At 61.1% G+C, this 25,751-nt stretch carries 20 protein-coding genes; 11 read left to right on the top strand and 9 right to left on the bottom strand.

Going from position 1 to position 25,751, the window contains the following annotated elements; translation table 11 throughout:
• Positions 1 to 35: 35 nt before the first annotated feature.
• The 6 genes from AC2YI2_RS01450 to AC2YI2_RS01425 all read left to right on the top strand — a co-directional run bounded on the left by AC2YI2_RS01450 (position 36) and on the right by AC2YI2_RS01425 (position 11,992).
• Entirely contained in the window at positions 36 to 1,067 is a 1,032-nt protein-coding gene (locus tag AC2YI2_RS01450) for an SIS domain-containing protein (RefSeq protein ID WP_487384635.1), read from the top strand.
• Positions 1,064 to 2,209 carry an N-acetylglucosamine-6-phosphate deacetylase gene (gene nagA / locus AC2YI2_RS01445; protein WP_487384634.1) on the top strand — a complete coding sequence of 382 codons (1,146 nt, stop codon included), beginning with the start codon at positions 1,064 to 1,066 and terminating at the stop codon, positions 2,207 to 2,209. The genes AC2YI2_RS01450 and nagA overlap by 4 nt, the downstream gene beginning before the upstream one ends.
• A 22-nt stretch (positions 2,210 to 2,231) precedes the next feature.
• Positions 2,232 to 3,137 carry a TolB family protein gene (locus tag AC2YI2_RS01440; RefSeq protein ID WP_487384633.1) on the top strand — a complete coding sequence of 302 codons (906 nt, stop codon included), beginning with the start codon at positions 2,232 to 2,234 and terminating at the stop codon, positions 3,135 to 3,137.
• A gap of 212 nt (positions 3,138 to 3,349) precedes the next feature.
• The gene (locus tag AC2YI2_RS01435) at positions 3,350 to 8,794 is read left to right on the top strand and encodes an alpha-2-macroglobulin family protein (protein ID WP_487384632.1); all 5,445 of its coding nucleotides are present in this window, start codon (positions 3,350 to 3,352) and stop codon (positions 8,792 to 8,794) included.
• A gap of 24 nt (positions 8,795 to 8,818) precedes the next feature.
• The gene (gene pbpC, locus AC2YI2_RS01430) at positions 8,819 to 10,900 is read left to right on the top strand and encodes a penicillin-binding protein 1C (RefSeq protein WP_487384631.1); all 2,082 of its coding nucleotides are present in this window, start codon (positions 8,819 to 8,821) and stop codon (positions 10,898 to 10,900) included.
• A gap of 75 nt (positions 10,901 to 10,975) precedes the next feature.
• Positions 10,976 to 11,992, top strand: a complete 1,017-nt coding sequence (locus tag AC2YI2_RS01425; protein ID WP_487384630.1) for a sensor histidine kinase — start codon at positions 10,976 to 10,978, stop codon at positions 11,990 to 11,992.
• On the opposite strand, the gene AC2YI2_RS01420 is transcribed toward AC2YI2_RS01425, so the two are convergent.
• The 3 genes from AC2YI2_RS01420 to AC2YI2_RS01410 all read right to left on the bottom strand — a co-directional run bounded on the left by AC2YI2_RS01420 (position 11,993) and on the right by AC2YI2_RS01410 (position 14,357).
• Positions 11,993 to 12,439, bottom strand: a complete 447-nt coding sequence (locus tag AC2YI2_RS01420) for a response regulator (protein ID WP_487384629.1) — start codon at positions 12,437 to 12,439, stop codon at positions 11,993 to 11,995.
• 37 nt (positions 12,440 to 12,476) lie between these two features.
• On the bottom strand, positions 12,477 to 13,160 hold the full coding sequence (locus AC2YI2_RS01415) for a helix-turn-helix domain-containing protein (RefSeq protein WP_487384628.1): 684 nt from the start codon (positions 13,158 to 13,160) through the stop codon (positions 12,477 to 12,479).
• Between the two features lie 789 nt (positions 13,161 to 13,949).
• The gene (locus AC2YI2_RS01410) at positions 13,950 to 14,357 is read right to left on the bottom strand and encodes a response regulator (protein WP_487384627.1); all 408 of its coding nucleotides are present in this window, start codon (positions 14,355 to 14,357) and stop codon (positions 13,950 to 13,952) included.
• Positions 14,358 to 14,563: 206 nt separating this feature from the next.
• Here AC2YI2_RS01410 and AC2YI2_RS01405 point away from each other — a divergent pair, with 206 nt between their 5' ends.
• From AC2YI2_RS01405 to AC2YI2_RS01395, 3 genes are read left to right on the top strand one after another with little or no spacing between them, the layout of a single operon-like run.
• Positions 14,564 to 16,633: a sensor histidine kinase gene (locus AC2YI2_RS01405; RefSeq protein ID WP_487384626.1), complete on the top strand. Its 2,070-nt coding sequence runs from the start codon at positions 14,564 to 14,566 to the stop codon at positions 16,631 to 16,633.
• A gap of 4 nt (positions 16,634 to 16,637) precedes the next feature.
• The gene (locus AC2YI2_RS01400) at positions 16,638 to 17,066 is read left to right on the top strand and encodes a response regulator (RefSeq protein WP_487384625.1); all 429 of its coding nucleotides are present in this window, start codon (positions 16,638 to 16,640) and stop codon (positions 17,064 to 17,066) included.
• Positions 17,067 to 18,167 (top strand): sensor histidine kinase, encoded by a 1,101-nt coding sequence (locus tag AC2YI2_RS01395; protein ID WP_487384624.1) that lies wholly within the window; start codon positions 17,067 to 17,069, stop codon positions 18,165 to 18,167.
• Here the strand turns inward: AC2YI2_RS01395 and AC2YI2_RS01390 are convergent.
• From AC2YI2_RS01390 to AC2YI2_RS01375, 4 genes are all read right to left on the bottom strand, one after another.
• Complete coding sequence (locus AC2YI2_RS01390) at positions 18,152 to 19,162, bottom strand: alpha/beta hydrolase (RefSeq protein ID WP_487384623.1); 1,011 nt, start codon at positions 19,160 to 19,162, stop codon at positions 18,152 to 18,154. The two genes, AC2YI2_RS01395 and AC2YI2_RS01390, sit on opposite strands and share 16 nt — an antisense overlap.
• Before the next feature lie 72 nt (positions 19,163 to 19,234).
• Positions 19,235 to 20,326 (bottom strand): acyltransferase family protein, encoded by a 1,092-nt coding sequence (locus tag AC2YI2_RS01385; protein WP_487384622.1) that lies wholly within the window; start codon positions 20,324 to 20,326, stop codon positions 19,235 to 19,237.
• Between the two features lie 69 nt (positions 20,327 to 20,395).
• Positions 20,396 to 21,148: a GDSL-type esterase/lipase family protein gene (locus AC2YI2_RS01380; protein ID WP_487384621.1), complete on the bottom strand. Its 753-nt coding sequence runs from the start codon at positions 21,146 to 21,148 to the stop codon at positions 20,396 to 20,398.
• Positions 21,149 to 21,236: 88 nt separating this feature from the next.
• Positions 21,237 to 23,423 (bottom strand): putative bifunctional diguanylate cyclase/phosphodiesterase, encoded by a 2,187-nt coding sequence (locus tag AC2YI2_RS01375; protein WP_487384620.1) that lies wholly within the window; start codon positions 23,421 to 23,423, stop codon positions 21,237 to 21,239.
• 130 nt (positions 23,424 to 23,553) lie between these two features.
• Here AC2YI2_RS01375 and AC2YI2_RS01370 point away from each other — a divergent pair, with 130 nt between their 5' ends.
• Together AC2YI2_RS01370 and AC2YI2_RS01365 are read left to right on the top strand one after the other, a co-directional pair.
• Positions 23,554 to 24,051, top strand: a complete 498-nt coding sequence (locus tag AC2YI2_RS01370) for a BON domain-containing protein (protein WP_487384619.1) — start codon at positions 23,554 to 23,556, stop codon at positions 24,049 to 24,051.
• A gap of 15 nt (positions 24,052 to 24,066) precedes the next feature.
• Positions 24,067 to 24,498: a DUF1810 domain-containing protein gene (locus AC2YI2_RS01365; protein WP_487384618.1), complete on the top strand. Its 432-nt coding sequence runs from the start codon at positions 24,067 to 24,069 to the stop codon at positions 24,496 to 24,498.
• Here AC2YI2_RS01365 and AC2YI2_RS01360 read toward each other — a convergent pair whose 3' ends face one another.
• Positions 24,499 to 25,086 (bottom strand): hypothetical protein, encoded by a 588-nt coding sequence (locus AC2YI2_RS01360; protein ID WP_487384617.1) that lies wholly within the window; start codon positions 25,084 to 25,086, stop codon positions 24,499 to 24,501. It lies immediately after the preceding gene.
• A 62-nt stretch (positions 25,087 to 25,148) separates the two neighbouring features.
• Positions 25,149 to 25,739 carry a DNA-3-methyladenine glycosylase gene (locus AC2YI2_RS01355; RefSeq protein ID WP_487384616.1) on the bottom strand — a complete coding sequence of 197 codons (591 nt, stop codon included), beginning with the start codon at positions 25,737 to 25,739 and terminating at the stop codon, positions 25,149 to 25,151.
• Between the last annotated feature and the right edge of the window lie 12 nt (positions 25,740 to 25,751).

Below are 25,751 nucleotides of genomic sequence, written 5' to 3'. Positions count from 1 at the left end.
TGGCGGGCCTTGGCCAGTTTGCTCCCGCAGAGAGAATGACGATGACCGAAACCCATATGCGTCGCGAGATCGACGAAATCCCCGATGCCTGCGCCCGCCTGCTCGATGCCGGGGCCGCCTCGCTCAAAGAGGCCGGTGCAGCGCTGGCCGAGAAAGATCCTGCTTTCCTCTGCACCATCGCGCGCGGCTCGTCCGACCATGCCTCGCTCTTCATCAAATATGCCATCGAGCTGACCACGGGCAGGGCGGTCGCTTCGCTCGGCCCCTCGCTGGCCTCGATCTATGGCGTCAAGCTCTCGCTTGGCCAAGCTGCAGTCCTGTCGGTTTCGCAGTCCGGTCAGAGCCCGGATATCATTGCGCTGGTGGAGTCGGCGGGGCAGGCGGGCGCGCTGACAGTCGCGCTCACCAACACGCCGGCCTCGCCGCTTTGGGAGAAATCCCATGTGAAGATCGACATCGCTGCGGGACCGGAATTGGCCGTCGCGGCTACCAAGTCCTATGTCAATTCCGCCGTTGCCGGCCTGGCGATCCTCGCCGAGTGGACCGGCAATGCTGAACTTCGCCGTGCCGTGCATGACCTGCCGGAGCATTTCCGCAAGGCGCTCGCGCTCGACTGGTCGCCGCTCTTTGCAGCACTGGAAAAGTCCGAGTCGCTCTACGTGCTGGGTCGCGGCCCGGCGCTGGCTATCGCCTCCGAGGCGGCGCTGAAGTTCAAGGAGACGGCCGACTTTCACGCCGAGGCCTATTCCTCTGCTGAGGTCCTGCATGGCCCGGTGGCGCTGGTCGACCGCTCCTTCCCGGTGCTGGCCCTTGCGGCTCGCGATGCCGCCGAAGAGAGCGTCGCCGGCATTGCCGAGAACATTGCCGGCCGCGGTGCGCCGACCTTCCTGACCTCCGATCGCGCCGACAAGTCCTCACGCCTGCCCTTCGTGGCAACCGGCCATCCGATAACAGACGCGCTCTGCCTCATCGTGCCGTTCTATGGTTTCGTCGAGGCGCTCTCGCGTCGCCGCGGCTACGACCCCGACAAGCCGGCCGCGCTCAGCAAGGTGACCAAGACGAAATGACCCTCACCGCGATTACGGGCGGCCGCATCTTCGACGGCCGGGATTGGCACGACGGCAAGACCTTGGTTGTCGAGGACGGGCATGTTGCCGCACTCTCGAACGAGGTGCCTCCAGGTGCCCGGCGGATCGATGCCGACGGCGCGCTGGTCGTGCCAGGGTTCATCGACCTGCAGGTCAATGGCGGCGGCGGTGCGATGTTCAACAGCGAGCCGACGCCGGAAGGCATCGCGACGATCGCAAAGGCGCATGCCCGTTTCGGCACAACCAAGCTGCTGCCGACGCTGATCACCGATAACCGGGAGATCACCGCCGAAGCCCGCAAGGCCGGCCGCGAGGCGGCTGAGCGCAATATCCCTGGCTTCCTCGGTATCCATCTCGAAGGCCCGCATCTCTCGGTCTCGCGCAAGGGTGCCCATGACCCCAAGCTCATCCGTCCGATGGAGCCTGATGATCTCGATGCACTCCGCCAGTATCGCGCGGAAGCCGGCCTGCTGCTCACGACGCTGGCACCGGAAAGCACGTCCCACGACCAGGTGCGCGCACTCAACCAGGCCGGTGTCACCGTGAGCCTCGGCCATACGGATACGACTTGCGCCAACGCGCTCACCTATTTCGAGGCCGGCGCGCGGATGTCGACACATCTCTTCAATGCCATGAGCCCGCTCGGCCATCGCGAGCCGGGTCTGGTCGGCGCAACCATCCACAGCGGCACCGCCTATGCCGGCATCATAGCCGATGGCTTCCATGTCGATCCGGTTGCCATGGGCGTTGCGATGCGAGCCAAGCAGGGGCCGGGCAAGATCTTCATCGTGACGGATGCGATGTCGACGATTGGCACGGATGATACCGGCCTGCTGCTCAACGGCCGGCAGATCTACCGCGAGGGCGGGCGGTTGACGCTGGCCGATGGAACGCTTGCCGGCGCAGATATCGATATGCTGTCCTCGGTCCTGTTCGTGCACCACAAGCTCGGCTTCCCTCTCGAGGAAGCAATGCGCATGGCCTCGCTCTATCCCGCCGAGGCAATGGGTGTGGGTGACAGGCATGGCCGGCTGCTGCCAGGCTACGCTGCCGACTTCATTTTGCTCGAACCGTCACTTTCGATCCGTTCGGTCTTTATCGACGGGGCAGAACTGGAGTAGTCCTCTTTGTCAGGAGGACTTCATGAAGCCCAGGGTCACTTTTGCTCGCCAAGGTCGCTCGCTCATTGCTGGCCAGATCTCGCAGCTTTTCATCATCGACATCGAGACCGCCTCGCAGACCATCGTTTTCGAAGCGGATGAGATCATAGAGGCGCCGAACTGGACGCCTGATGGTGAGACGCTGATCTTCAATGCCGGCGGCGAGCTTTGGCGGATCGATCATCAGGGCAGCGCCGCGCCGGAAAAGATCAACACTGGCCATCTCCGCGACCTCAACAACGACCATGTGCTCTCGCCCGATGGCAAGACGATCTATGTCAGTTCCAATGACGGCCATCTCTATTCGCTGCCGGTGACAGGCGGCGCGCCGGTGCGGGTGTCGAACACTCATGACACGCCGTTTCATTATTATCTTCACGGGATCTCGCCTGACGGCGCGACGCTCGCTTATGTCGCCGTCGAGGGCAAGGGCGAGGGCCGTCGCATCGACATCTTCACCATCCCGAGCGCCGGCGGATCCGATACGCGGCTGTCCGACATTTCCCAACCCAACGACGGGCCGGAATATTCGCCTGATGGCGCCTGGATCTATTTCAATTCGGAACGCGCCAGCGAACATCCCGGCCATGCCCAGATTTTTCGCATGCGCCCGGATGGGTCAGGTATCGAGCAGCTCACGTTCGATGAGCGCGTTAACTGGTTCCCGCATATTTCCACGGACGGCCGGCAGATGGTGTATATCAGCTATCCGGAGGGCACCTTGGGCCACCCTGCCGACAAGAATGTGATCCTGCGATTGATGCATCCGGATGGAGGACGGCCGCGTGATCTCGTGTCTTTCAACGGTGGCCAGGGTACGATCAACGTCAACAGCTGGGCGCCGGACTCGTGTCGCTTCGCCTACGTCGCGTATCCTATTCAAAACTGAAGCAAAACTGTCGCATGCGGCGAATAAAATCGCCGCAATGCACGTTCACTCATTCACGGGGAGTGTATCGTACGGTCCGACAGAAGCCGGCGTTCCTCGTGACTTTTTACAGGGGCTGGCGATTCAATGATCTCCCGGGGGAGATGGTTGACTCGCTTACATGATCGTTCGAATTTGTTTGCCGATCTTGCCGTCATTGGGAGCTGACCGCCATGCGCGTCTTTTTTCGTTTCTTCCTGCTTTTCTCCGCCCTACTCTTATCCATCGCTACCGCCCAGGCCGCCGAAGAGGTGCGCAAGGTGGTGACGGTGAAGGATGCCGATTATTTCGGCTTCGATCTTCGCACCGAGCAGGATGTCTCGCTCGACAAGTGCCAGGAAATCTGCATCGCAGATCAGGGCTGCAAGGCCTTTACCTACAATGTGAAGGCGCAATGGTGCTTCCTGAAATCCGACTTCAACAAGATGAACCCGTTCCCGGATGCGGTCGCGGGCAAGGTCGTCACGGAAGTCAACGAGCCTGATATCGGCGCCGCACCGGCACTCGATTTCCTCAACGAATGGCAGGTCAGCGAGGCCGAACGCTATCGCGACAAGCTCGAGACACCGCCCGGTTATGTCGGCATCGGCCTCGATGGCGCCATCACCATGGCCCGTCAGTCGGTCAATTCCGGCGTCATCGACCAGGCGCTGCTCGGTTTCAAGGCGGCGCTCAAGCTTGACTCCGACAATGCCGATCTCTGGATGGAGATGGCGACGGCAGCGACCCGCATCAACAACAACTACGACATCAACTACCAGGGTCTCAGCGCTGCCATCAACGGCTACACTCTGACCCGCACCAAGAGCGCACGCGCCGCGTCGCTGGCCATCATGGCCAAGTCGCTCGAAAACAACTCCTACTATCGCGCCGGCATCAACGCCTACAAGGCGAGCCTGAAGCTGGAAGATAACGGCACGGTCCGCGTCGCCTATGAGGCCCTGCGCAACGCCCAGGGCTTCCGCGTCATCGGCAACACGATCGACAATGACAGCGCCAATCCGCGCGCCTGCGTTCAGTTCTCTGAGAATCTCGTCAAGTCGGACATCGACTACTCGTCCTATGTCACGCTCGACGGTGTGGCACCCAAGGCGCTCGAAGCCAAGGATGCACAGATCTGCGTCGAGGGCCTGACCCACGGCCAGCGCTACAAGATCGCGCTTCGCGAGGGCCTGCCGTCCTCCGTCGACGAGCCGCTGCAGGGCCAGGTCGACCTCGACATCTATGTGAAGGATCGTGGCCCCAGCGTGCGCTTCACCGGTGACAGCTTCGTGCTGCCGTCGACCGCGCGTCACGGCATCCCGATCGTTTCGATCAACACCGACAGCGCCGATCTCAAGCTCTATAGGATCGGTGATCGCAACATCACCTCGCTGCTGCAGAACTCGCAGTTCCTGACCCAGCTCGACGGCTATAATTCCTCACAGATCGAATCGACCCAGGGCGAGCTCGTCTGGCAGGGTTCGATCGACATCAAGACCGAGCTCAACAAGGACGTCGTCACCTCCTTCCCGGTCGACGAGGCTCTGCCCCAGCGCAAGCCGGGCGTCTATGTGCTGACCGCCATGTCCAAGCAGGCCAATGTCAGCGAGTGGGAATCGAAGGCTACGCAGTGGTTCGTGGTTTCCGATCTCGGTCTCACGACCTATGCCGGCTCCGACGGCCTCAACGTCTTCGTTCGCTCGTTGGCGACGGCCAAGCCGATAGCCAATGTCAAGGTGACGCTGCTCGCCAAGAACAACGAAATACTCGGCACCGCGACCAGTGACGCTGAGGGTCGTGTCCTTATCTCGGCCGGCCTGATGCGCGGTACCGCTGCGATGACGCCCGCCTTCCTGACGGCCTCCGACGGCACCAAGGACTATGTCTTCCTCGACATGACCCGCGCAGGCTTCGATCTCTCCGATCGAGGCGTGACCGGACGTCCGGCGCCCGGCGCGATCGACGTGCTGGCCTGGACCGAGCGTGGCATCTACCGTGTCGGCGAAACCGTGCATGTCGCAGCGCTGGCTCGTGATATTGCCGGCCAGGCGATCGAAAAGCTGCCGCTGACCTTCGTCTTCAGCCGCCCTGACGGTGTCGAAGACCGCCGCATCGTCACCGACGGTGGCATGCTCGGTGGCCATGCCGTCGACCTGCCGCTGCAGGACAATGCGATGCGCGGTTCCTGGAACCTCGCCATCTATACCGATCCCAAGCAGCCCGCTATCAGCACCGTGAGCTTCCTGGTCGATGATTTCGTGCCCGATCGCACCGAATTTACGATGACATCAGCCAATGGCCTGATCAATTTCGGCCAGCCGGAATCGATCGCCGTCGACGGCCGCTATCTCTATGGCGCGCCGGCGGCGGGCCTGGAACTCGAAGGCGATGTCGTCGTCAAGCCGACTCGCTCTCGCGAAACCTATCCGGGCTATCTCTTCGGCCTCGCCGACGAGGAGGCCTCTGATGGCACGACGGTTGCGCTCGAAAACCTCGATGTCCTCGACGATCAGGGCAAGACGAGCTTCGATGTCACGCTGCCCGACCTGCCATCGACGACGCAGTTCCTCGACGCCAAGCTGACGGTCCGCATGAGCGAGGCCGGCGGCAAGGCTGTCGAACGCCAGCTGACGCTGCCGGTCAATTCCGGCAACGAGATGATCGGCATCAAGCCCGAATTCCAGGGTGACCTCGCTGAGAACTCGATCGGCAACTTCCATGTCATCGGCCTGAACTTCAAGGGAGAGAAGGTCCCGATGACCGGCCTCTCCTGGAGGCTGCTGAGCATCGAACGCCAGTATCAGTGGTATCGTGATGGTGGCGCCTGGCGCTATGAGCCGATCAATTCGACCAAGCAGGTTGCCGATGGCAAGCTTGATCTGACCAAGGATGGCGGCAAGATCTCGGTGCCGGTGACCTGGGGTCGCTATCGCCTCGAAATCGAGTCGGCCAAGGCCGATGGCGCGACATCGAGTGTGGAATTCGACGCCGGCTGGTATGTCGAGGCGACCTCGACCGAAACGCCTGACGGCCTCGAAATCGCTCTCGACAAGGAAAGCTACAAGCTGGGCGAGATCGCCAAGCTCAAGATCTCGCCGCGTTTCGAAGGCGAGGCCCTCATCAATGTCGGCACCGAAAGCGTGCTGATCAGCAAGAACTCGACGATCGCCAAGGAAGGCGGCGTGGTGGAAATTCCGGTTACCGAGAATCTCGGCGCTGGCGCCTACATCACCGCGACGCTGTTTCGTCCGGGCGATAGCCAGGAAAGCCGCATGCCAATGCGCGCCATCGGCGTGAAGTGGCTCAATGTCGATCCAGGTGACCGCAAGCTCGCGATGACCCTCGACACGCCGGAACAGACCCTGCCGCGTCAGCCGCTGGAGATCGGCGTGACTGTTGCCGGTGCCGGAGCGAACGAAGAGGCCTACATCACGCTCGCCGCGGTCGATGTCGGCATCCTCAACCTCACCAAATATGAGCCGCCGAAGCCGGAAAACTGGTATTTCGGCCAGCGCATGCTGGGTCTTGAAATCCGCGACCTCTATGGCCGCCTGATCGATGGTTCGCTGGGCGTGACCGGACGTCTCCGTACCGGTGGTGACGGCGCCGAGACTGAACTCGCCGGCAACCCGCCGACCGAGAAGCTCGTTGCCTTCTTCTCGGGTCCGGTGAAGCTCGATGCCAGCGGCAAGGCCGTTGTCAGCTTCGATATCCCGCAGTTCAACGGCACGGCCCGCATCATGGCCGTGACCTGGACCAAGAAGGGTATCGGCAGTTCGGTCAAGGATGTGATCATCCGCGATCCGGTCGTCGTGATCGCCAGCCTGCCGAAGTTCCTGGCACCGGGAGATGAAGCCCAGCTTCGCCTTGACATCGCCAACACCGACTTGCCGGAAGGCGATTACAAGGTCAGCCTTGCCGCCAATCCGTCGGTCTCCATCGTTCCTGACGTGAGCGGCCGCACGGTCCACCTCGCCAAGGGCGGCAAGACCGACCTGACGGTGCCGATCATGGGCGGTGTCCCGGGTGATGGCATCATCAACGTCAAGCTCGAAGGTGCCGATGGCCTGTCACTCACGCAGGCGCTCAACGTCACGGTTCGTCCGTCGACCCTGCCGCTCACTGAACGGCGGCTGGTACGGCTCGAGCCGGGCCGCAACCTGGTCATCGACAGCCAGCTCTTCGCCGACAGCATCATGGAAGGTGCCTCGGTCAGCCTCAACATGACGCGCTCGCCCGCCTTCGACGTGCCCGCGCTGCTGATGACGCTCGACCGCTACCCCTATGGCTGCGCCGAGCAGACCACGAGCCGCGCGCTGCCGCTGCTCTATCTCTCGGAACTGTCGGCTCTGTCGGGCATCCAGGATGACGGTGCGGCCCGCAAGCGGGTCCAGGAGGCGATCTATCGCGTGCTCTCCTATCAGTCCTCCTCGGGAAGCTTCGGCCTCTGGTCGCCGGGTTCAGGCGACATGTGGCTCGATGCCTATGTCACGGACTTCCTGACCCGTGCTCGCGAACAGAAGTTCGAAGTGCCGGAACAGGCGCTGGTGGTCGCGCTCGACAATCTCGAAAACCAGCTCGGCTACGACACCAATGTCGGCGTGCGTGGCAACGAGATGGCCTATGCGCTCTATGTTCTGGCGCGTAACCGCCGGGCCGCGATCAGCGACCTGCGCTACTACGCCGATACGATGCTCAACCAGTTCCCCACCGAACTGGCACGGGCTCACATCGCTGCGGCGCTCGCCCTCTACGGCGATCGCGAGCGGTCGGAGCAGATCTTCGCCAGCGTGGCCAACATGTCCAACCTGCTGGTCAATGTCAGCCTTGCGCGCTCCGACTATGGCTCGGCACTGCGTGACGATGCCGCCATCCTGGCGCTTGCTGCCGAAAGCCGCCCGCAGAGCCATGCGGTTCCTGACCTCGCCAAGCTCGTGGCGCGTGAATGGGAAAACAAGACCTGGCTCTCGACGCAGGAACAGGCCTGGATGGTGCTGGCCGCCCGTGCAGTCAAGGATGGCGACCAAGATATCAAGGTCACTGTCAATGATGTCGCCAAGCAGGGCGGCTTCCAGACCCGTGTGACGGGTGAGGAACTGCTGGCCAATCCGCTCAAGGTGGTCAACACCTCGGCGGATCCGGTGACGGCGGTGCTGACCTCGGTCGCCTCGCCCAAGAACGCGCCGGCCGCCGATGGGAACGGCTTCGAGATCAGCCGCGCCTACTACACGCTGGATGGTGAAGAAGCCAATGTCAGTGAGGCCACGCAGAACGAGCGCTATGTGGTCGTTCTGACGGTCAAGCCGAAAAACGACATCCAGACCCGGATGATGGTTGCCGATCTCCTGCCTGCCGGCTTCGAGATCGACAATCCCGGATTGGTCAACAGTGCGAGCCTCGGCAACTTCAGCTGGCTGCCGGAGACGGAAGCGGCGCATCTCGAGTTCCGCTATGACCGCTTCCTGGCTGCGATCGACCGCTATCCAGGTGATATGAGCGACGTGACACTCGCTTACGTCGTCCGCGCGGTAACCCCCGGCACCTACGATCATCCGGCCGCAAGCGTCGAGGACATGTATCGTCCCGACCTCTACGCCCGGAGTGCCGCAGGCAAGATGAAGGTGGTGGCGCCGTAAGGCGCTGCTCCGGAGGTCAAGGCGATGGGAATGTTGAGAACCTTCTCGATCCTCACCGTGGTCCAGGCGGCGTTTGCCGCCGGGATCACCTGGACCATCGCCTGGGCCGACCAGGCCTACCCGCCGCCGCTCGACAAAGCGGCGGTGGCTTCCCGCGAAGTGCTGGATTCGGATGGTGCGCTTCTCCGTGCCTTCACCACGCCCGACAGCAAGTGGCGTCTGGCGGTGAAGGCGGAAAATGTCGATGCCCAATTCATCAAGATGCTGGTCGCCTATGAAGACCAGCGCTTCAACGAACATCGCGGCATTGATCTCTGGGCCATCGGCCGTGCCGGTTGGCAGATCGTGACGCATGGCCGCATTGTGTCGGGTGGCTCGACGTTGTCGATGCAGGTTGCCCGCCTGATCGAGCCACGCGAGGGCCGCTCCTTCGCCTCGAAATTCCTGCAGATGGCCCGCGCCGTACAGATCGAGCGCCGGCTCTCGAAGGCCGAGATCCTCGATCTCTATCTCAACCTTGCGCCCTATGGCGGCAATCTCGAAGGCGTGCGCTCAGCAAGCCTCGCCTATTTCGGCAAAGAGCCGAAGCGGCTCTCGGTTGCCGAGTCGGCAATGCTTGTCGCCCTGCCGCAGCTTCCGGAACGGCGTCGGCCGGATCGGTACAAGGAGAATGCAGCGGTTGCGCGCGAACGCGTACTGAAGCGCCTTGCGGTGGCCAGCATCATCGGCGACGGCGAGGCGGACCGCGCGCTGATCTTCCCGATACCGGGCGAGCGCAAGGCATTGCCGGCGCTGGCGGCGCATCTCTCCGAAGTCGCACTTCGCAAATGGCCCGATCGGACGTCTCACAAGACGACCCTGCGCCGCAATGTTCAGCAGGCGCTGGAACAGGCGGCGCGCGACGCGTCCAAGAAGCTCGGCGAAAAGCTCTCCATTGCTATCGTCATGGCCGATGCGAAGACCGGCGAGATCCTCGGCGAGGTTGGCTCGGCCGACTATTTCGATGCGACCCGCTCCGGCTGGATCGACATGACGCGGCAGTATCGTTCGCCGGGCTCGACCTTGAAACCCTTCATCTACGGGCTGGGCTTTGAGGAAGGCTTGATCGCGCAGGAGACGATCATCGAAGATCGCCCCGCCGATTTCTTCGGCTATCGACCGCGCAATTTCGACATGTCCTACCAGGGCGATGTCACCATTCGCCAGGCGCTACAGCTGAGCCTCAACGTGCCTGCGGTCAAGGTGCTCGACAATGTCGGGCCGGCAAAGCTGCTGGTCCGCCTCCGCCGCGCCGACGTCAAGCTGGTGCTGCCGCCCAACGAGGTGCCGGGACTGGCGATCGCGCTTGGTGGCGCGGGCGTAACTCTCAAGGACCTCGTGCAGCTCTATGCAGGTCTCGCCAATCGTGGCAAGCCGGTAAAGCTCGGCGATGGCGTGCATGAGGAGGCTGCGGTGATCGAGGGCTCCGCGCTGCTCGATGCCGCTGCGGCCTGGCAGATCTCCGACATTCTCTCGGGCGTCAAGCCACCACTCGGCGCCGTCGATATGGGCATCGCCTACAAGACCGGCACGAGCTACGGCTATCGCGACGCCTGGTCTGTAGGCTACGATGGCCGCCATGTGATCGGAGTCTGGATTGGCCGTGCCGACAACGGAGCGATTCCGGGACTCAGCGGTTACAAATCCGCGGCGCCTGTGCTGTTCGACGCCTTCAAGAAGGCAGGCGTGGCCATTGTGGCATTGCCGCGCGCGCCGGCCGGCGCGCTGCGCCTCACGGAGGCAGAGCTGCCGGTCAGCCTCAAGCGCTTCGCGCATACGCGGTCCGGTCTGATTTCGATCAATGCGCGTGAGGCGGCGCCCCAGATCGTCTATCCACCTCAGGGGGCCGAGGTCGAGGTCGGACTTACCTCCGGCGATCCGATGCCCCTGTCGCTCAAACTTCAAGGTGGCCGACCGCCGTTCCGCTGGTTGGCAAATGGCATCGCTCTGCCTGATTCGACGCGCAAGCGTACATATGATTGGCGGCCCGACGGCGCAGGTTTCTCGACTTTGACCGTCATCGATGCCGACGGTCGCGCCGCGACTGTTCGCGTTTTCCTGAATTGATTTTTGTCAAGAGTGGCGCGACGCGGCGCCTTTGACTATGGTCTCAATTGCTGATTTCATGTGGTTTCGATTGAGATGGAATACACTGTCGGAACTTGGGACGTAGATCTGGAGACGCAGCTGGTAGCGGTTGGGCCGAAGCGCGGCGCGATCGGTTCGCTGCGGCTGCCCGAACGGGCGCTGCCGCTTGCCGAGCTCGAGGGGCATCTTCACGGCGAGGACCGCGAGGCGCTGGCAGCCGCCATCTTGGCCTTGATCGGCGGCACGGCGCCCGCCTTGAGGCACACTTTCCGCATTGGCAGCGGCGATGAATGGACCTGGGTCGAAGTGACGGGCCGGATGAGCGCCGATGGCCGGCTGCTTACAGGCGTGTGGGCTGACATCGCCGAACGAAGGGCGACCGAGTCGCGCAAGGATGAGGCCGTCGCGCGCGTCCATCAGTTTGCTGCTGCAGCCTCACATGACCTCATCGGGCCGCTTCGGCACATCGCCATGTATGGCGATATGCTGATCAGCGATTTCGACACGGGCGCCACCGAAGACAAGCTCCAGATGCTGCAGGCGATGGCGGATAAGGCGCGCATGCTGCAGGTGCTGACCAAGCGGCTGATCGCTTTTTCCACCGATATCGCAGCGCCGGAATTCCTGACGGTGGTTGTTAATCGTGCTTTGGCAAATGTCGAGAAGCGGATGGGGGATGAACTCGGCGCAGCCAATGCCACCGTCGTCGCGAAGGCGTTGCCTGATGTGATCGGAGACCCGGTGCTGATCGAGAAAGTGTTCGAGAATCTCATCCGCAACGCGCTGGACTGGCGCAGCGCCCGCCCGCCGACGATTACCATCGAAGGCGTTGCGAAAGGCCGCTCGGTGGCCATCACCGTCTCAGACAATGGCGCGGGTATCGACCCGCGCTACGCGTCACGCATCTTCGACGCTTTCTGGAGCCTGCCGCGGCCGGGCGGCGCAAAGGGGGCCGGCCTTGGTCTTGCGGTCTGCAAGACCATCACCAATGCATTGGGTGGTGAAATAACGCTCGTCAGCAGTTCGCCCGAAGGCAGCACCTTCGAGATAATTCTGCCGGCCGGCTTCTGATCACCTCAGGTCTTCGCGCCAGGCTTCCGGAATGTGATAGGCGACATACTCACTGATGATGTGACGAAGAGCGTGATAGTCGATCTCGTCCTTGCCAATCCGGAAGTCGACGCCGAACTCCTCGAACTGCTGGAAATAGGCATCGGAAATATCCGACGAGATCACGCCGATAGGGCCGGTATAGCCTATTTCGCGAAGCCGCGGCACGGTCTCTCGGAAGTCATTGTTCGGCAGCAGGCGGTTGTCGACCAGGATCATTTCGTAGGCTGTTTCCTTCGCCCGCTCGACCGCCTCGTCGATCGACTGGGCGAAGTCCGCGTCGATGACGTAGTCCGGCGACGACTTCATCTTTTGCTGAAGTACTTTGAATTCGAGGATCTCGTCGTCGACCATCAAGATTCGGAAGCGCTCGCTGGTCGTGTCTGATAGTACGGTTACCTGTCCCATTCCCCAACCTTTGAAATTCTTATTGTTCCAAGATCGCCTATGTGACGATGCCGCGCCTTACAGCTATGGCAATCATATGAACGCGGTTGACCGCATTTAGTTTCCTGGCTGAGGAGGTAATATGGGAAATAACTGTGTGCTCGGACAATCCGAGAATGATGGCGATCTCGGCTGAGGTTTTCCCTTCGCTCGTCCAACGCACGACTTCGATCTCGCGCGCGGTCAATTGGGACGATTGATCGCCTGCCAGGATTTTCTCGTGGAAGCGGGAAAAGATTCGCATGCAATCGAGCATCAATTCCGCGAGTTCGCGCCGGCCGGGCGCGGCTCGGCGGCCATCCAGCAGCAGCCAGAATCGCTTCAAGTCCGTGCTGTGCAGCGGAAGTACGAGAAGGCAATGGTCCGCAGTCGGCGCCGCCTCACCGATCTTTGTCAACAGTGATAGCCCAGACGTGAACGGCGTCGCCGTTGCGAACATGCGTGTCAGCACCGCACCCTTGTCCTCCGAGAGCGCGCGCGCAATGGCCGGCTTTTCGTGATCGGCTATGCTGGTGAGATGAAAGCTCGATGTCGGATCGAATCGGGCTCCGCGATCGACCTGTTGAATCAGAACGAAATTATCAAATCCGGAAGCACGGCATACAGACTTGAAAAGCCTGAAGAAGTCGGTCCGATTGATGGCCCGATCCATCTCCGGTCCGGTATGCAGCGGAATTTCCATGAGTTGGTTCATTCTCGAATCTCGTGGTGATCGCTGTCAGTCCGGCAAGCGCTCGATCCCACCTGCACCAGCCCGTGCACGACTACTATAGGCAAGAAATTGATAAATAACAGCATTTCATAGCCTCAGAGTTGTAGATTTCTATCGCTCTCCCAACATCTTGGGATTTCCCTGCGAAAAAGGAATCGCTAATTTGCAAACAACAGAATTGATTTGAAACTGGAATGCGCGAGAAAAGTACTCCAGTTTGTGATGCGGCAAGAATGACATTCTGTTGACGGACTCCTTAGTCGTGTACCAGTAAAGTTTCGCCTTATGACTGCGGTTCTCACGGGGGACTCTTGAGAGCGTAAGGTCATACAGCGAATCTTGTTGAGAGAGCTGGCTCGCTACTCCCACCGGGGTAAACGGGTGTAGGATAGGATTGGCGGATTCTTCGAGCCGGCTCTCTCAACATTAGCTTCTTTTCATCTTGCATCGCGATTTCTGAATTCCGGATCGTCCCATCTCCTCCCAGGCGATCCGGTGGTCTGGATTGCCAACCGATCCGGACGTTGGGAGGGCTGGACTGCGCGTCTCCCTTTGTATTTCCTCGGCAACCAAGCCCAGGACATTCCAGCTCTCCCCTTTTTCGCTTTGGCGAAGTTCTCCTCCGACACCTCTTGCGTGCAGGCTTCCACCGATACAATGCGATTCGGCGCGTTCGAGTTCCAAGTCTGTCGAACAACATCCGAAAGTCAAATGGAAATTAGATCTCGGTAATATACCCGCGAATATTGCGTTGCCTGTTCACACGCGCTCGGGCAATCGACCCGCAATGATCTCGCGGCAGAGGTCGAGGTTGAGCGGCTTGGTCAGCACCGTCTGGGCGCCCGCGTCTAAGGCCATCTGCAAATCAGTGGGATCGTCTCCGCCGCTGCAGACGGCCAGCAAGACGTCCGCAAGACTGGCATTCGCACGAACCAGCCGCAGCAATTCCGGGCCATCCATCACGGGCATGTAATGATCGACGATGAGAAGCCGCGGCAGTCTTTCGCCTCGCGCAACCCGCCGCTCCATATCCAATATTGCAGCGAAGCCGGTGCTGAACATCTTCAGATCGAACGGATAGTTGCCTCTTCGAAAGCAATGCTCAGCAAACAGCCGGTCGTCCGGGCTGTCGTCAACGTAGAGGATTTCATCGACGAGTTCGGTCATGCCCAGTCGAGTCGCTGCCGCAGAAAATCGGTCTTTCAAGACAAGTACTTGAAATGCGGATACTCTGCAATTAGGAGTCGCGTGCTTACGGTCCGATCGTTTGATAGATATCGGGATCGCGAATGAGCGCAGGTCGTCAACTTTCAGGTGGCCGGCTATGGCATGGAAGCCGAGATGCGGGGCTGGTCCCCGGGGGAGCCGATGAGGTGACGGAAAGCGGCGCCAAGGCGACTTCGGATTATCTGGTGCGGATGGCCGGATTGTCTGACCTGCCCATGGGAGGGCGATTGCGGGCCATCCGGGCAGCGGCCGTCGTTGCCACGCTCCTCGCGGTGGTATCCGTCGGCGCCATATCCGTCAGTGCCTCTCTTTGTCTGTTCCTTTCCGGCCTGAGCGTCGTGATCGGCCTTTCGAACTGGGCGCGCCTAAGCATGGTGCCTGGTTTTCTTGCCTTGATCGTGGCAGCGATCGCCGCCTACCAGCTTGCCGGCTACGAATTCGGCTTTGCTGTGGAGTTCCCCTTCGGGACATCGTTGCCTATCGGCGACACACCTCGCATCATGGCACCCAATGCGGCGGTCGGATTTCTGGCCTTCGGATTGGCCCAGGCGTGGATCTCATTCTTTTCGGGAAATCTGGCTACACTTGTCCTGCTCACGGGCGGGCTCTTGACGTCCGGCGTCGGGATCGCCGCTGGCATCGGTCACATGGCGGGAGTCGATGTGGCTTTCCAATGGCCAGACGCGATTGCGATGCCACCGGTCACGGCGTTCGCGATGTGGCTGCTGGGGGCGATTCATCTGGCGATTTCGCGCCATCCGCTGCTTCAACTGTCGTCGCCCCTGCCGTTCACAATTGCCGTACTGGCAATTCCCGCGGGGTTTTTCTTCGACCTGGCTGCGCCGCCCTATCTCGGTGCCAGTTTCATCTACATCCCCGTGATCCTGAGCGCCGTCTGGTTCACGGATCGACGGGCGGCGTTTTCGTTGGCGATCGCTTGCGCGCTCTTCGCCATCATGGCTTATTCTGTCAAGCTTCAGGCACTCGACACCGAGCAAGAGCGCCTCATCGGAAGGCTGTTCGGCGCCGGCACCGACTTCATCGTCGCTGCCCTGGTCTATTCCTTCAAGCTGGCGACGGAACAGAACGATCGGGTACGACTGCGCTTCGAGGCACTGATGGACAACTCCCCCGACGCGGTCGTCACGATCAGCGAGCGCGGCTTGATCACGCAGTTCAATCCGGCTGCTGAGCGCCTCTTCGGCCATTCCGAAGCCGACGTCGTGGGGCAGAACGTCAAGCTGCTGATGCCGGAGCCTTATCACTCCGAACATGACAGCTATCTTCAGCACCTTGCTGACAGCGGGGAGCGGCGCATAATCGGCACGATCCGCGAAGTGAACGGCAAACGCAGCGACGGTTCGATCTTTCCCCTCGACCTCTCAATCTCGGAGCTCCCCTCGGACGACGAGAAGGAGTTCATCGGCGTCCTGCGTGATCTCACCGTGCGAAAGCGGCAGGAGGGGAATCTGCGCGCCACGCTTGGTCGGCTGGCAGCCTATGCCGCCGATCTAGAGCGCTCCAACCAGGAACTCGATGATTTCGCCTATATCGCCTCGCACGACCTCAAGGAGCCGCTACGCGGCATTCACAATCATTCGCGCTTTTTGCTCGAGGATTATGAGGACCGCCTCGATCAGGACGGCAAGCGCCGCCTTGACCGACTGGTCCATTTGTCGCAGCGGATGGAAAAGCTGGTCAACGACCTCCTCTATTTCTCCCGCATCGGGCGCGCGGAACTCGCCGTCCGGCCGACCGATATCGCAGCGGTTCTGCGCGACGTCCTGACGACGCTGGAGCAGTTTCTCGAGGAGCGCCATGCAAAAGTCGTCGTTGTCGGCGATCTGCCGGAGGTTATCTGCGATTCAATTCGCGTGGCGGAAGTCTTCCGCAACCTCATCGTCAATGCGGTGCGATACAACGACAGTGTCGAGCGGATCATAAGTGTCGGTCATAGAGCGTCCCATAGCGATGAGGTCGGCCGCGAGCGTAAAAACGTCTATTTTGTCCGCGACAATGGCAAGGGCATTGCATCCGAATTTCACGAAGATATCTTCAAGATGTTCAAACGTTTGGAGCGAGCTGATGATGATAGCGGCACGGGGGCGGGGCTGACCTTCGTGCGCAAGATCGTGCACCGCCACGGCGGTCACATCTGGCTCGAGTCGGAACCCGGAAAAGGGACGACCTTCTTCTTCACACTCGCCCCGGAGTAATGGCATGCATGCGATCAACGACAGTCAGCCGATCCTTCTGATCGATGACAATGACGACGACGTCGAGGCTACGCTCAGGGCATTCAAGCGGACGAACCTCAAGAATTCGGTCGTGAGGGCAACGGCCGGTGCCGAAGCGATCGCCATGTTGCGCGACCGGCGCGTTCATCCCGGTCTTATCCTTCTCGATCTCAATATGCCGGGCCTGGATGGTCGACGCGTGCTGGCGATCCTCAAGGGCGACAACGAATTGCGCAAGATCCCTGTCGTCGTGCTGACCACGTCGAATGACGATCGTGACATCGAGGAATGCTATCAGCTCGGCGCCAACACCTATATCCAGAAACCCGTTGATCTCGACGGTCTGTTCGCGGCCATCCAGCGCCTCAAGGACTATTGGTTCGAGATCGCACTTCTCCCCAGGGAGTTCTAAATGGCGCCGCTCCGCGTCCTCATCATCGACGACAGTGAGGATGACCGGGAGACGTTCAGCCGGATACTCTCGCGAAGCTCGACGGATTATGAAGTGGCGGAGGCGGCGTCCGGTGAGGAAGGGGTCCGACTCTATCAGGAATTCCGGCCGGACTGCATTTTGCTCGACTATTCCCTGCCCGGGCGCAACGGCGTGGCGGTGCTCCAGGAAATTCGGAAAGCCCACCCCTTTGCCGCAGCGGTGATGCTGACGGGACAGGGCAGCGAGACGGTGGCGGTCGGCATCATGAAAGCCGGCGCCCAGGACTATTTTACCAAGGATAATGTATCCTATGATGCTCTCGAGCGGGCGATCGCCAATGCGGTGGGGCGGCAGGAACTCGCCAGCAAGCTCGAACAGCAACGGCAATCGCTCGAAATCTTCAGCCGTGCCATGGCGCACGATCTGAAGGAGCCGATCCGCACCATCAGGTCCTTTGGCCGTATCATTCTCGATTCACCCACTCTCTCGGAGGAGGACCGCACGCTCATGGGCCATGTCCTGCGTGCTGCCGGCAGCATGGAGGAGCTCATTGCGGGCATCACCCGTTATACCAGGCTCGAGACCCAGGGACATATCGCTTCGGAGTCTGTGGCGATGACCGAGGTCGTGCGTCAAGTGAAGGCGAACCTTCTGACGCAGATCGAGTCAAGCCGCGCGACGCTCAGGGAGCAGAACCTGTCGGCGCTATTCGGTGACGGCCAACTTCTCGTCCAGCTGCTTCAGAACCTTGTGTCCAACGCCATCCGATATTGCAAGGAATCCGCTCCCGTGATCGAGGTGTCGATGGCGGAGGCAGATGACGGAACAGAGCTTCGCGTCGCCGACAACGGACCGGGGATCCCCGAGCCCTATCGCGACGAAATCTTCAAGCCGTTCAAGCGGCTCGTCGGCCGTGAGGTTGAAGGGACCGGCCTTGGTCTCGCCATCTGCCGCCGTATCGCGGAACTTCATCGCGCGACCATACGCTGCGACGAGGCGCCTGGCGGCGGAGCACTGTTCGTGCTCACGATGCCCCGTGGAAGCGGACCTGCCGACCAGCAGCATCAATCGATTGGGTGAACCGCCAAACGGGCCAAATCTGGCCGATTCTGGGCGAGGACAGGCCGGTGAATCGGATAGCTCCATTCCTTGCGGCCCAGCATGCGGACGGCATCGACGATCCTCGTAAAGCTTTCGCGCGCCCTGGAGGCGATATGGCGGGCGCGGAGATAGCCATGGACGAGGCCCGCCTCCTCGTGCCACCAGGCCTTGCCGCCAGCGTCGAGGATCCGGTCGCGATAGGTTTCGCCATCACTCGAGAGAGGGTCGTATTCCGCCGTGATGATGACCGTGGGCGGAAGCCCTGAGAAATCGCTATCGGAAAGAGGCGCAAAAGAAGCATCCTTTGAAGCGTCGCGGCCACCGGTCCGGATATCCCGGTAGAAATGAAGATCGCGCAGCGTCAGCATCGGCGCATGTGCATGCTTGACAAAACTCCCGCCCGCCATCTCGCCGCCGAGAAGCGGATAGATCAGCATCTGCCCGATCGGCTTGTCGGCGGATTTTCGCGTCGCGTGGGCCACCGCCGCGGCGAGATTGCCGCCAGCGCTGTCGCCGGCCAATATGATCGGGATATCGTAGCCTTCCGCAACCCACCTATAGGCGGCAAGGGCATCCTCGAAGGGTGCCGGGTGCGGATGTTCCGGGGCAAGTCGATAGTCGACCGCGAAAACTTCGAAACCGGTGCGGTAGCAAATCTCGGCACAGATGTCGTCGTGGCTCTCCAGCCCTCCGGTGACGAAACCGCCGCCGTGGTAATAGATCACCAGGGCATGCCGATCGTAACGCATGGCCCGGTAACGGCGCACCGCGATCTTGCGGTCGCGAAGCGCAATGGTCTTGTTTTCGGCTGATACGCCTTCGGGATAGCCGCTTGAGAATGCGCGACACATGTGATTGTAGACTTCACGGCGGCGCTCGATCGAATAGTCGGCGATATCGGGCGGATAGAATGTGCCGGTCCTGTCAATGAAAGCCCAAATATCGGAATCGATGAGCGTCCGGTAGTCGGTCATGGGCGCGCCTCCCTCTGACTCCCAATACAACCACATCAAATGCCGGCGCGCCAGCGATGTTCCAGATGGGCGTCAGACCACGCTGCGGACGAAAGGAATCTTGCGCAACATCCAGGCCAGTCCGAAGGAAATGAGCGTACCCGACGTGACCAGCAGCAGGAATCTCGCGACGGCCGGCACGGGTAGAGGCTCCATCAGCAGCGCCAGGCTGACGATGGCCGGCGGGTGCAGGATGAAGGCGCCATAGCTCTGCCGGGCCAGGAAACCCCAGCGCCGGTCGCGTTCGCCCCATTTGAGCGGGAAATACCAGAGCGCGCCGGCGATCACGCCCCAGGCAACCACGGGCTCCCAGAAGGCATAGAAGATCGCGGGGAAGGAAAAGCCGGTGGCGAAGTTGGTCTGGCCGAGCGACTCGCCGACGACAAGGGCGATCGGAAGCAGAGGAATGGCGATTGGGAGCGCGATCAGCCAAGGCATGGCATGGCGGCGTTTGACGTTTTCGAGCCAGCCGTAACGCTCGGCAACGCAGCCGACCGTAAACAGGAAGACATAGGAAGCGAAATAGCCGAGCTGAAGGTTCAGCACTTCCTCACCGACCGGCACGAACTGGCGGATGATTAGGGCAGCGAGCCCCACTCCGGCGGCCGCGAGCAGCCAGGTCACATGATCCGGAATCGGTTGCTTCGGCTTCGGCTTGACGGGGACGAAATGGCGCCAAAGCACATAAGCCAGCGTGAAGAGCAGAAGCGCGTAGGCGAACCACATCGGCCCCATGACGAAGCGCAACTCGGCCATCAGCGCGAGCCAGCGCCAGGCAAAATCCCAGCTGCGGCTGTCCGCAATCGCCACCGTCAGGGGACCGATCACGAAACCGAAGAACAGAACGGGCAAGCCAAGGCGCAGCAAGCGGTCGCGTATATAGGCGGCCGAGCCTTTTCGATCATAGGAACTCGGCGTCAGATAGCCTGAAATCAGGAAGAAGAAGCCCATGAAAAAGGCTTGGTTGATGGCAACGAACAGCGTCAACACGAGAGCGGAGGGGCCATCCTCCGACGCGAGCTTGATGAACCAGCCGCCGCTCGCGCCATAGGTTATTGCGCTGTGATGCGCGATGACGAGGATGGTCAAGATGACCCTGATCCTGTCAAGGAAGTATGCCCGCATGCTGTCCGTCCCTCGGAAGTCGGGCGGCAACTTAGATTATGCAGTTCGGATTTGGAACCGCTTCGGCGCCTAATTCAGCTGACTTCGAAGGGCCGAATAGATGACGTCATAGCCGGGACGACGGAAGTGGCCGAAATCGTCGGCATAGTTTTCGCATCGGCTGCGCGGAAGTGTCGATGCTTCCGCGCTTGCCACTGCAACCCCGGCATATTGGCCGCATGTCATCATCATCTCGTCGACTTCGAAGTAGTGCGTCCCCGGTCGCGTCGCGATCCAGTCGCGGACGGCGGCGTTGATCGTCTTTCGATCCTTGTCCCTGAAATGGAAATCCGATCCGCGCGGCGGTATGCCCATGACGTGGATCATAGCGCTTTGCCACCTGTCGCGCGCCCTGACGACGACGGTCCTGATCCCTTCAACGATGGCGCAAGCCGGTAGTTTTTCATCCGAGAGATTGTTGGTGCCGATCAGCACGACGACCTCGCGCGGAACAAGCGAAGCGGTGCGGGGAAGCTTGTCGAGCTGCCAGAGGATATGTTGGGTGCGGCTGCCGCCGACAGCGAAGTTCCACACCCTGCCTTCACCGAACTGCTGATTGGCCAGATCTTTCGGCCAGAAGGCGAGAAGAGAGTCGCCGAGCAGCACCGTGTCGGTCCTCTGAGGCGGAGCATTCAGCAACTGCGTCGCCTTTTCGAGCGCGCTCGTCCATTGATAGAGCACCGGAGTCGTCGTGATTTCGACGGCAAAACGATTGCATTGCTCAGCTCTTGCTGTTGCAGTCCCCAGCAGAATGAATGTCAGAAAAAGAATGAATCCCTTCAAACCCGTGCCCCGATAAAGCATGCCCCTGAACTGAATTATCGAGCAAGCGCCGATTTACGCAAGGGGCAGTTTCTTGGGAGGGTGGGGCTCAGGCCGTCATCCGCACCGGCTCGAAGCTGAGTGAAGTCTCGCGCTGTTGCCGCAGCAGCTCCGTCAGTTCTTCCGGCGGCATGGGCTTGCCGAAGAGATAGCCCTGGAGTTCGTCGCAACCGCAATCGAGCAGGATATGGGCCTGGCTCTCGCGTTCCACGCCCTCAGCAGTAATGGGGATGCCGAGGGAACGAGCGAGGGCAGCAGTCGCCTCGAGCAGGTTCCGCGCCTTCTCGCTTTCGTCAATATCCGATACCATCGAACGGTCGATCTTCAGCCGGTCGAAGCCGAACTGCCGGAGATAACCGATGCTCGAAAAGCCCGAGCCGAAGTCGTCGAGAGCGATTTTGACGCCAAGCGCCTTGAGACGCTCGATCGACTGGCGCGCACGCTGCGGGTTCTGGATCAGATAACCCTCGGTCAGTTCGAGCGTCAGCCGCGCCGGTTCGATACCGGCCGCTTCGAGAATGCCGGCGACCTGGGCGGCGAACGATGGGTTGCGGAGCTGAACAGGGGAAATGTTCACGGCAATGCTGAGCCCCGGCCACTGGCGAGCGCGCTCGCAGGCGGTCTTGAGGACGAAGACGCCGAGCGGTTCGATCAGGCCGGTCTTCTCGGCAGCGGGAATGAAGATGTCGGGCGATATCGGACCGCGGCCTGGTCGGTTCCAGCGCACCAGCGCTTCGGCGGAGGTGATTTCCAGGCTCGATCCCGTCACAACAGGCTGGAACACGACATTGAGCTGCTGCTCTTCGATCGCCTTGCGCAGTTGCACCTCGATCGCGAGGATCATCTCCCGATCATTGTCCATCGAGCTGTCGTATAAGAAGAAGCGGCCTCGGCCGCTCTCCTTCGATTTGTACATGGCGACATCGGCGCGGCGGACCACTTCCTCACCATTGATCGTACCGATCTGTGAAGAGGCGATACCGATCGACGTGCCGACGGTAACAAGGCGCTCGCCGATCTCGAACGGCTCGCCGAAAAAATTCAGGATTGTGTCCGCGAGACCTCGCGCCGCTGCATCACAATTCTTCTTGACGAACGCGATGGCAAATTCATCGCCGCCGACGCGGGCGAGAACGGCATCCTCGGGGATAAGGCAACGGAAGCCGGCCGAGACGCTGCGGATCAGATCATCGCCGCAGCCATGACCATAGGCGTCGTTGACTTCCTTGAAGCCGTCGAGATCGAGATAGAGCAGCGCGACATCGGATTTGGTGATCTTGGCATCCTCGATCATCCCCTCGAGCAACTTGAAAAGGCCTGTTCGGTTCAAGAGCCCGCTCAAACGATCGGTGAGCGCGAGCTGGCGCGCGGCCTCCTCATCCGAGCGCGAGCGCCGTATCTCGATGAGGCCGATTGCCGAGATCGTGGCGAGCAGGAACGCGAAGAGGCTGATGGCTCCGACGACCTTGCCATGAATTTCCGTATAGGAAATGTCACCCGGCGCGCGTGACGGCCAAGCGAGCTTGCCGAGCACCTTGCCTGCAGGGTCCCAGACCGCGATGTAATTTTCGACAGTGGCCTCGGGGACCGCCAGATGCAGTCCCTTGACCACGTATGTTTGGCTGAGCGCCGGGACCTGGCCATCGAGATGGCGGGCGAAGACAAGATAGCGTCTGCTCTCAGTCGGCTGATCGAGAGCACCTGTCTTGGGCCGGATAAGAGCTATGCCGGTGGCGGCAATCCCCTTTTTCGTACGCACGAAGCCACGGGCCTCGGGCGTCTCCTGAGACCCTGCGGCCACGTCGAGTAAATGCCACAACGAGGCGTCGAAGAAATCGCTCGCCGGTGTCGTCATGGGTTTGCCATCCTGATAGGCGAGGATGGCATTTCGCTGGGGATCGACCACGAGCACGACATCAAAGAGCGCGCTGTTCTCGGACATCTCACCAAAATTGGAATTCATCCACGCCATGCCGTCCTTGCTGTAGGCATTGCTCGCGGCATCGTCCCAAGCGGCATAGTCGTTGAGCGTGGCGCCAAGCTGCGACAGGAATGTCTTGAGCGCACCGGCCGTCGTCTGACGCGAGCGTTCGTCATCCAGCTGATTGGCGTGGTGTGACACCTCGCCAAGCGCGGACAGCACCATTCCGCCGGCGACCATCACGACGATGAACACCGAAAGCAGAACGGACAATATGGCGGTGCGCCGGCTGAACCGGCCTACTCCCGAACGCATGTTACCCCGGCCCTTGCGATGCTGACACTCTTTCCGAAATGCATTGAAGAAGCTTTAACGGCACGGTGTTCAGGAACCAAAACCCATCCCCCAGATTGTAGTGCGGACACCAACAGCGAGGAGATCGGAGATGAGCGGCATGTCGGACAGAGCGCGGGAGACCTCTCGCGAAGAAGACTATCGCGATTATGAGCAGCGGGACCTTGATGGCGGTTGGCCCTATCCCGATGATGATATGTCCAAGAAGAAAGGAAACGAAGCGTATGGCGCAGCGCCGGCCGGACTTGAGGGCGATACAAATCCCGGCTCAGAAATATCAGGCAATCCGGAAATCCATAGCGAGGGCGGGCCGGCATTGGCACTGGGCATCGCCCGCGAGGCAATCGACGACGATGCTTTGGAAGAGCAGATCTTTGATCAACTGACCGGTCGAGAAGATATCGACGGAAACCAGATCACGGTCAGCGTGCGTGACGGCATCGCGGAGCTCACGGGAAGTGTCGACCGTGCCGAAGCGACCTTCGTCGCCGAGCAGATTGCGGGGGCCGTGCCCGGCGTGCGCTTCGTTCGCAATCGGCTTGTGCCGATCGGCATCGACAGCCATATTCCTCTTGACGCAACCGATTGAGAGCCGTCGGACATCATGCGTGACGATCCTTTTGATCTCGACCGTTTCGTGATGGCGCAAGCGCCGCTTTACGACATTGCGCTCACCGAACTGATCGGCGGCCGCAAGCTGACCCACTGGATGTGGTTCATTTTTCCCCAACTGCGCGGGCTAGGAAGATCGAGCACCGCACAGCGCTACGGCATCGGCTCGATGGACGAAGCGCGTGACTATTTGGCCCATCCGGTGCTTGGGCCGCGGCTGAGAGAATGCGTGACCGCTATGCTCGACAATGGCGAGACCGATCTCGGGGTCATCTTCGGCACTCCCGACGACATGAAGTTCATCTCTTCGATGACGCTATTTTCGCTGGCGGCGGGCGACGGAGACATCCTGTTCGCGGCAGCCCTCGACAAATTCGGCAGTGGCGACAGGGACGAGCGTACGGTGACGCTGCTGGCTTCCTGATTAGTGATTGCCGCCGCCCGAGGCCTTGTTCTCGATATTGAGATGCGAGGGGACGTGGTCGTCGAACCGCGTCCAGCCCTCTGCCGCGAGATCGTCCCGGCGGGCGGCTATGTCGACGCTATGCTTGAGAAAAATCGCTTCGGCAGCGACAACGAATTGATCAGCCACCCGCGCCGTCACCAGCGTGCCGCCGCGCTTGAGGCCCTCGGCGAACACATGCGCGTCGTGTTCGTCGATACCGTGATCCATCAGCCAGGCGACGAGCCCGCCTGCAGCGCCGCCGACGATCGCACCCGCGGCCGCCCCGGCGGCCGCCGAGAGAAGCCAGCCCGCAGCGACCAGTTCGCCGATACCGGGAATCGCCAGAACGCCGAGGCCCGCCAGAAGCCCGCCTGCACCGCCCGCAATCGCGCCAATGCCCGCGCCGGTTTCCGCGCCAGCTTCCTCTTTGGAATCCTCGTCATACCACCCGCCGGAATCTTTTGAGACGACGCTGATATCGCTTCGCGAAATGCCACGTTCGATCAGATCCTCGACCGCAAGGGTGGCATCGCTGCGGGTGTCGAAAAGGCCGGCCAGGGTTCTCATGGCTGTCTCCTGAGTTTTGCATAATAATACCACAATGCGGAAACCATCGCCCGCGCGCGATGTCAGAATTTGCGGCTGAGATACCGCGAACCCTTGAGTCCGAAGCGCAGCGGTTCTTCCACAGCCTTGGTGATGCCGATACGAGGGCCGACCAGGACGTCGCGTATCTCGGAATTGCCGATCAGGCGAAAGGGCGCCTCGAAAACCGATCTTCCATCATCCTCCCGCGTCACGCCGAGTGCTGAACAGAGACGACCCGGGCCAGACGCCAGCAGCCTTGGCGCCAATCCACCCCTGCGCTCGGTCATGCGGAACAGCCCGGCCGTCGGCTCGAAGGCCCGGATAAGAACGGCCGAGCCCGGCGTGCAGACGAAGTTGAGGCACCAGTGCATGCCGTAGATGCGGTAGACATAGGCTGTGCCGGGTGCGCTGAACATTGCGGCATTGCGCACCGTCGGGCCCCGGAAACTGTGGGATGCCGGATCATCAGGATGATAGGCCTCGGTCTCGACGATCACGCCGCCGACGCCGTCATAGAGCAATTTCGCGCCGATCAGATCGCGCGCCACGGCCTCGGGTGTTCGTAGGAAGAAGGCCGCATCGAGAGGGGCCTCATCCATCCTCGTTGAGGCGATCGTCTCATCCCGCGGCATTCATTGGCTCCT

This window comes from Rhizobium sp. SRI_017 (assembly GCF_057586295.1).
The sequence above is the reverse complement of the archived record's forward strand: the minus strand, read 5'-3'. Positions and strand labels throughout refer to the sequence as shown.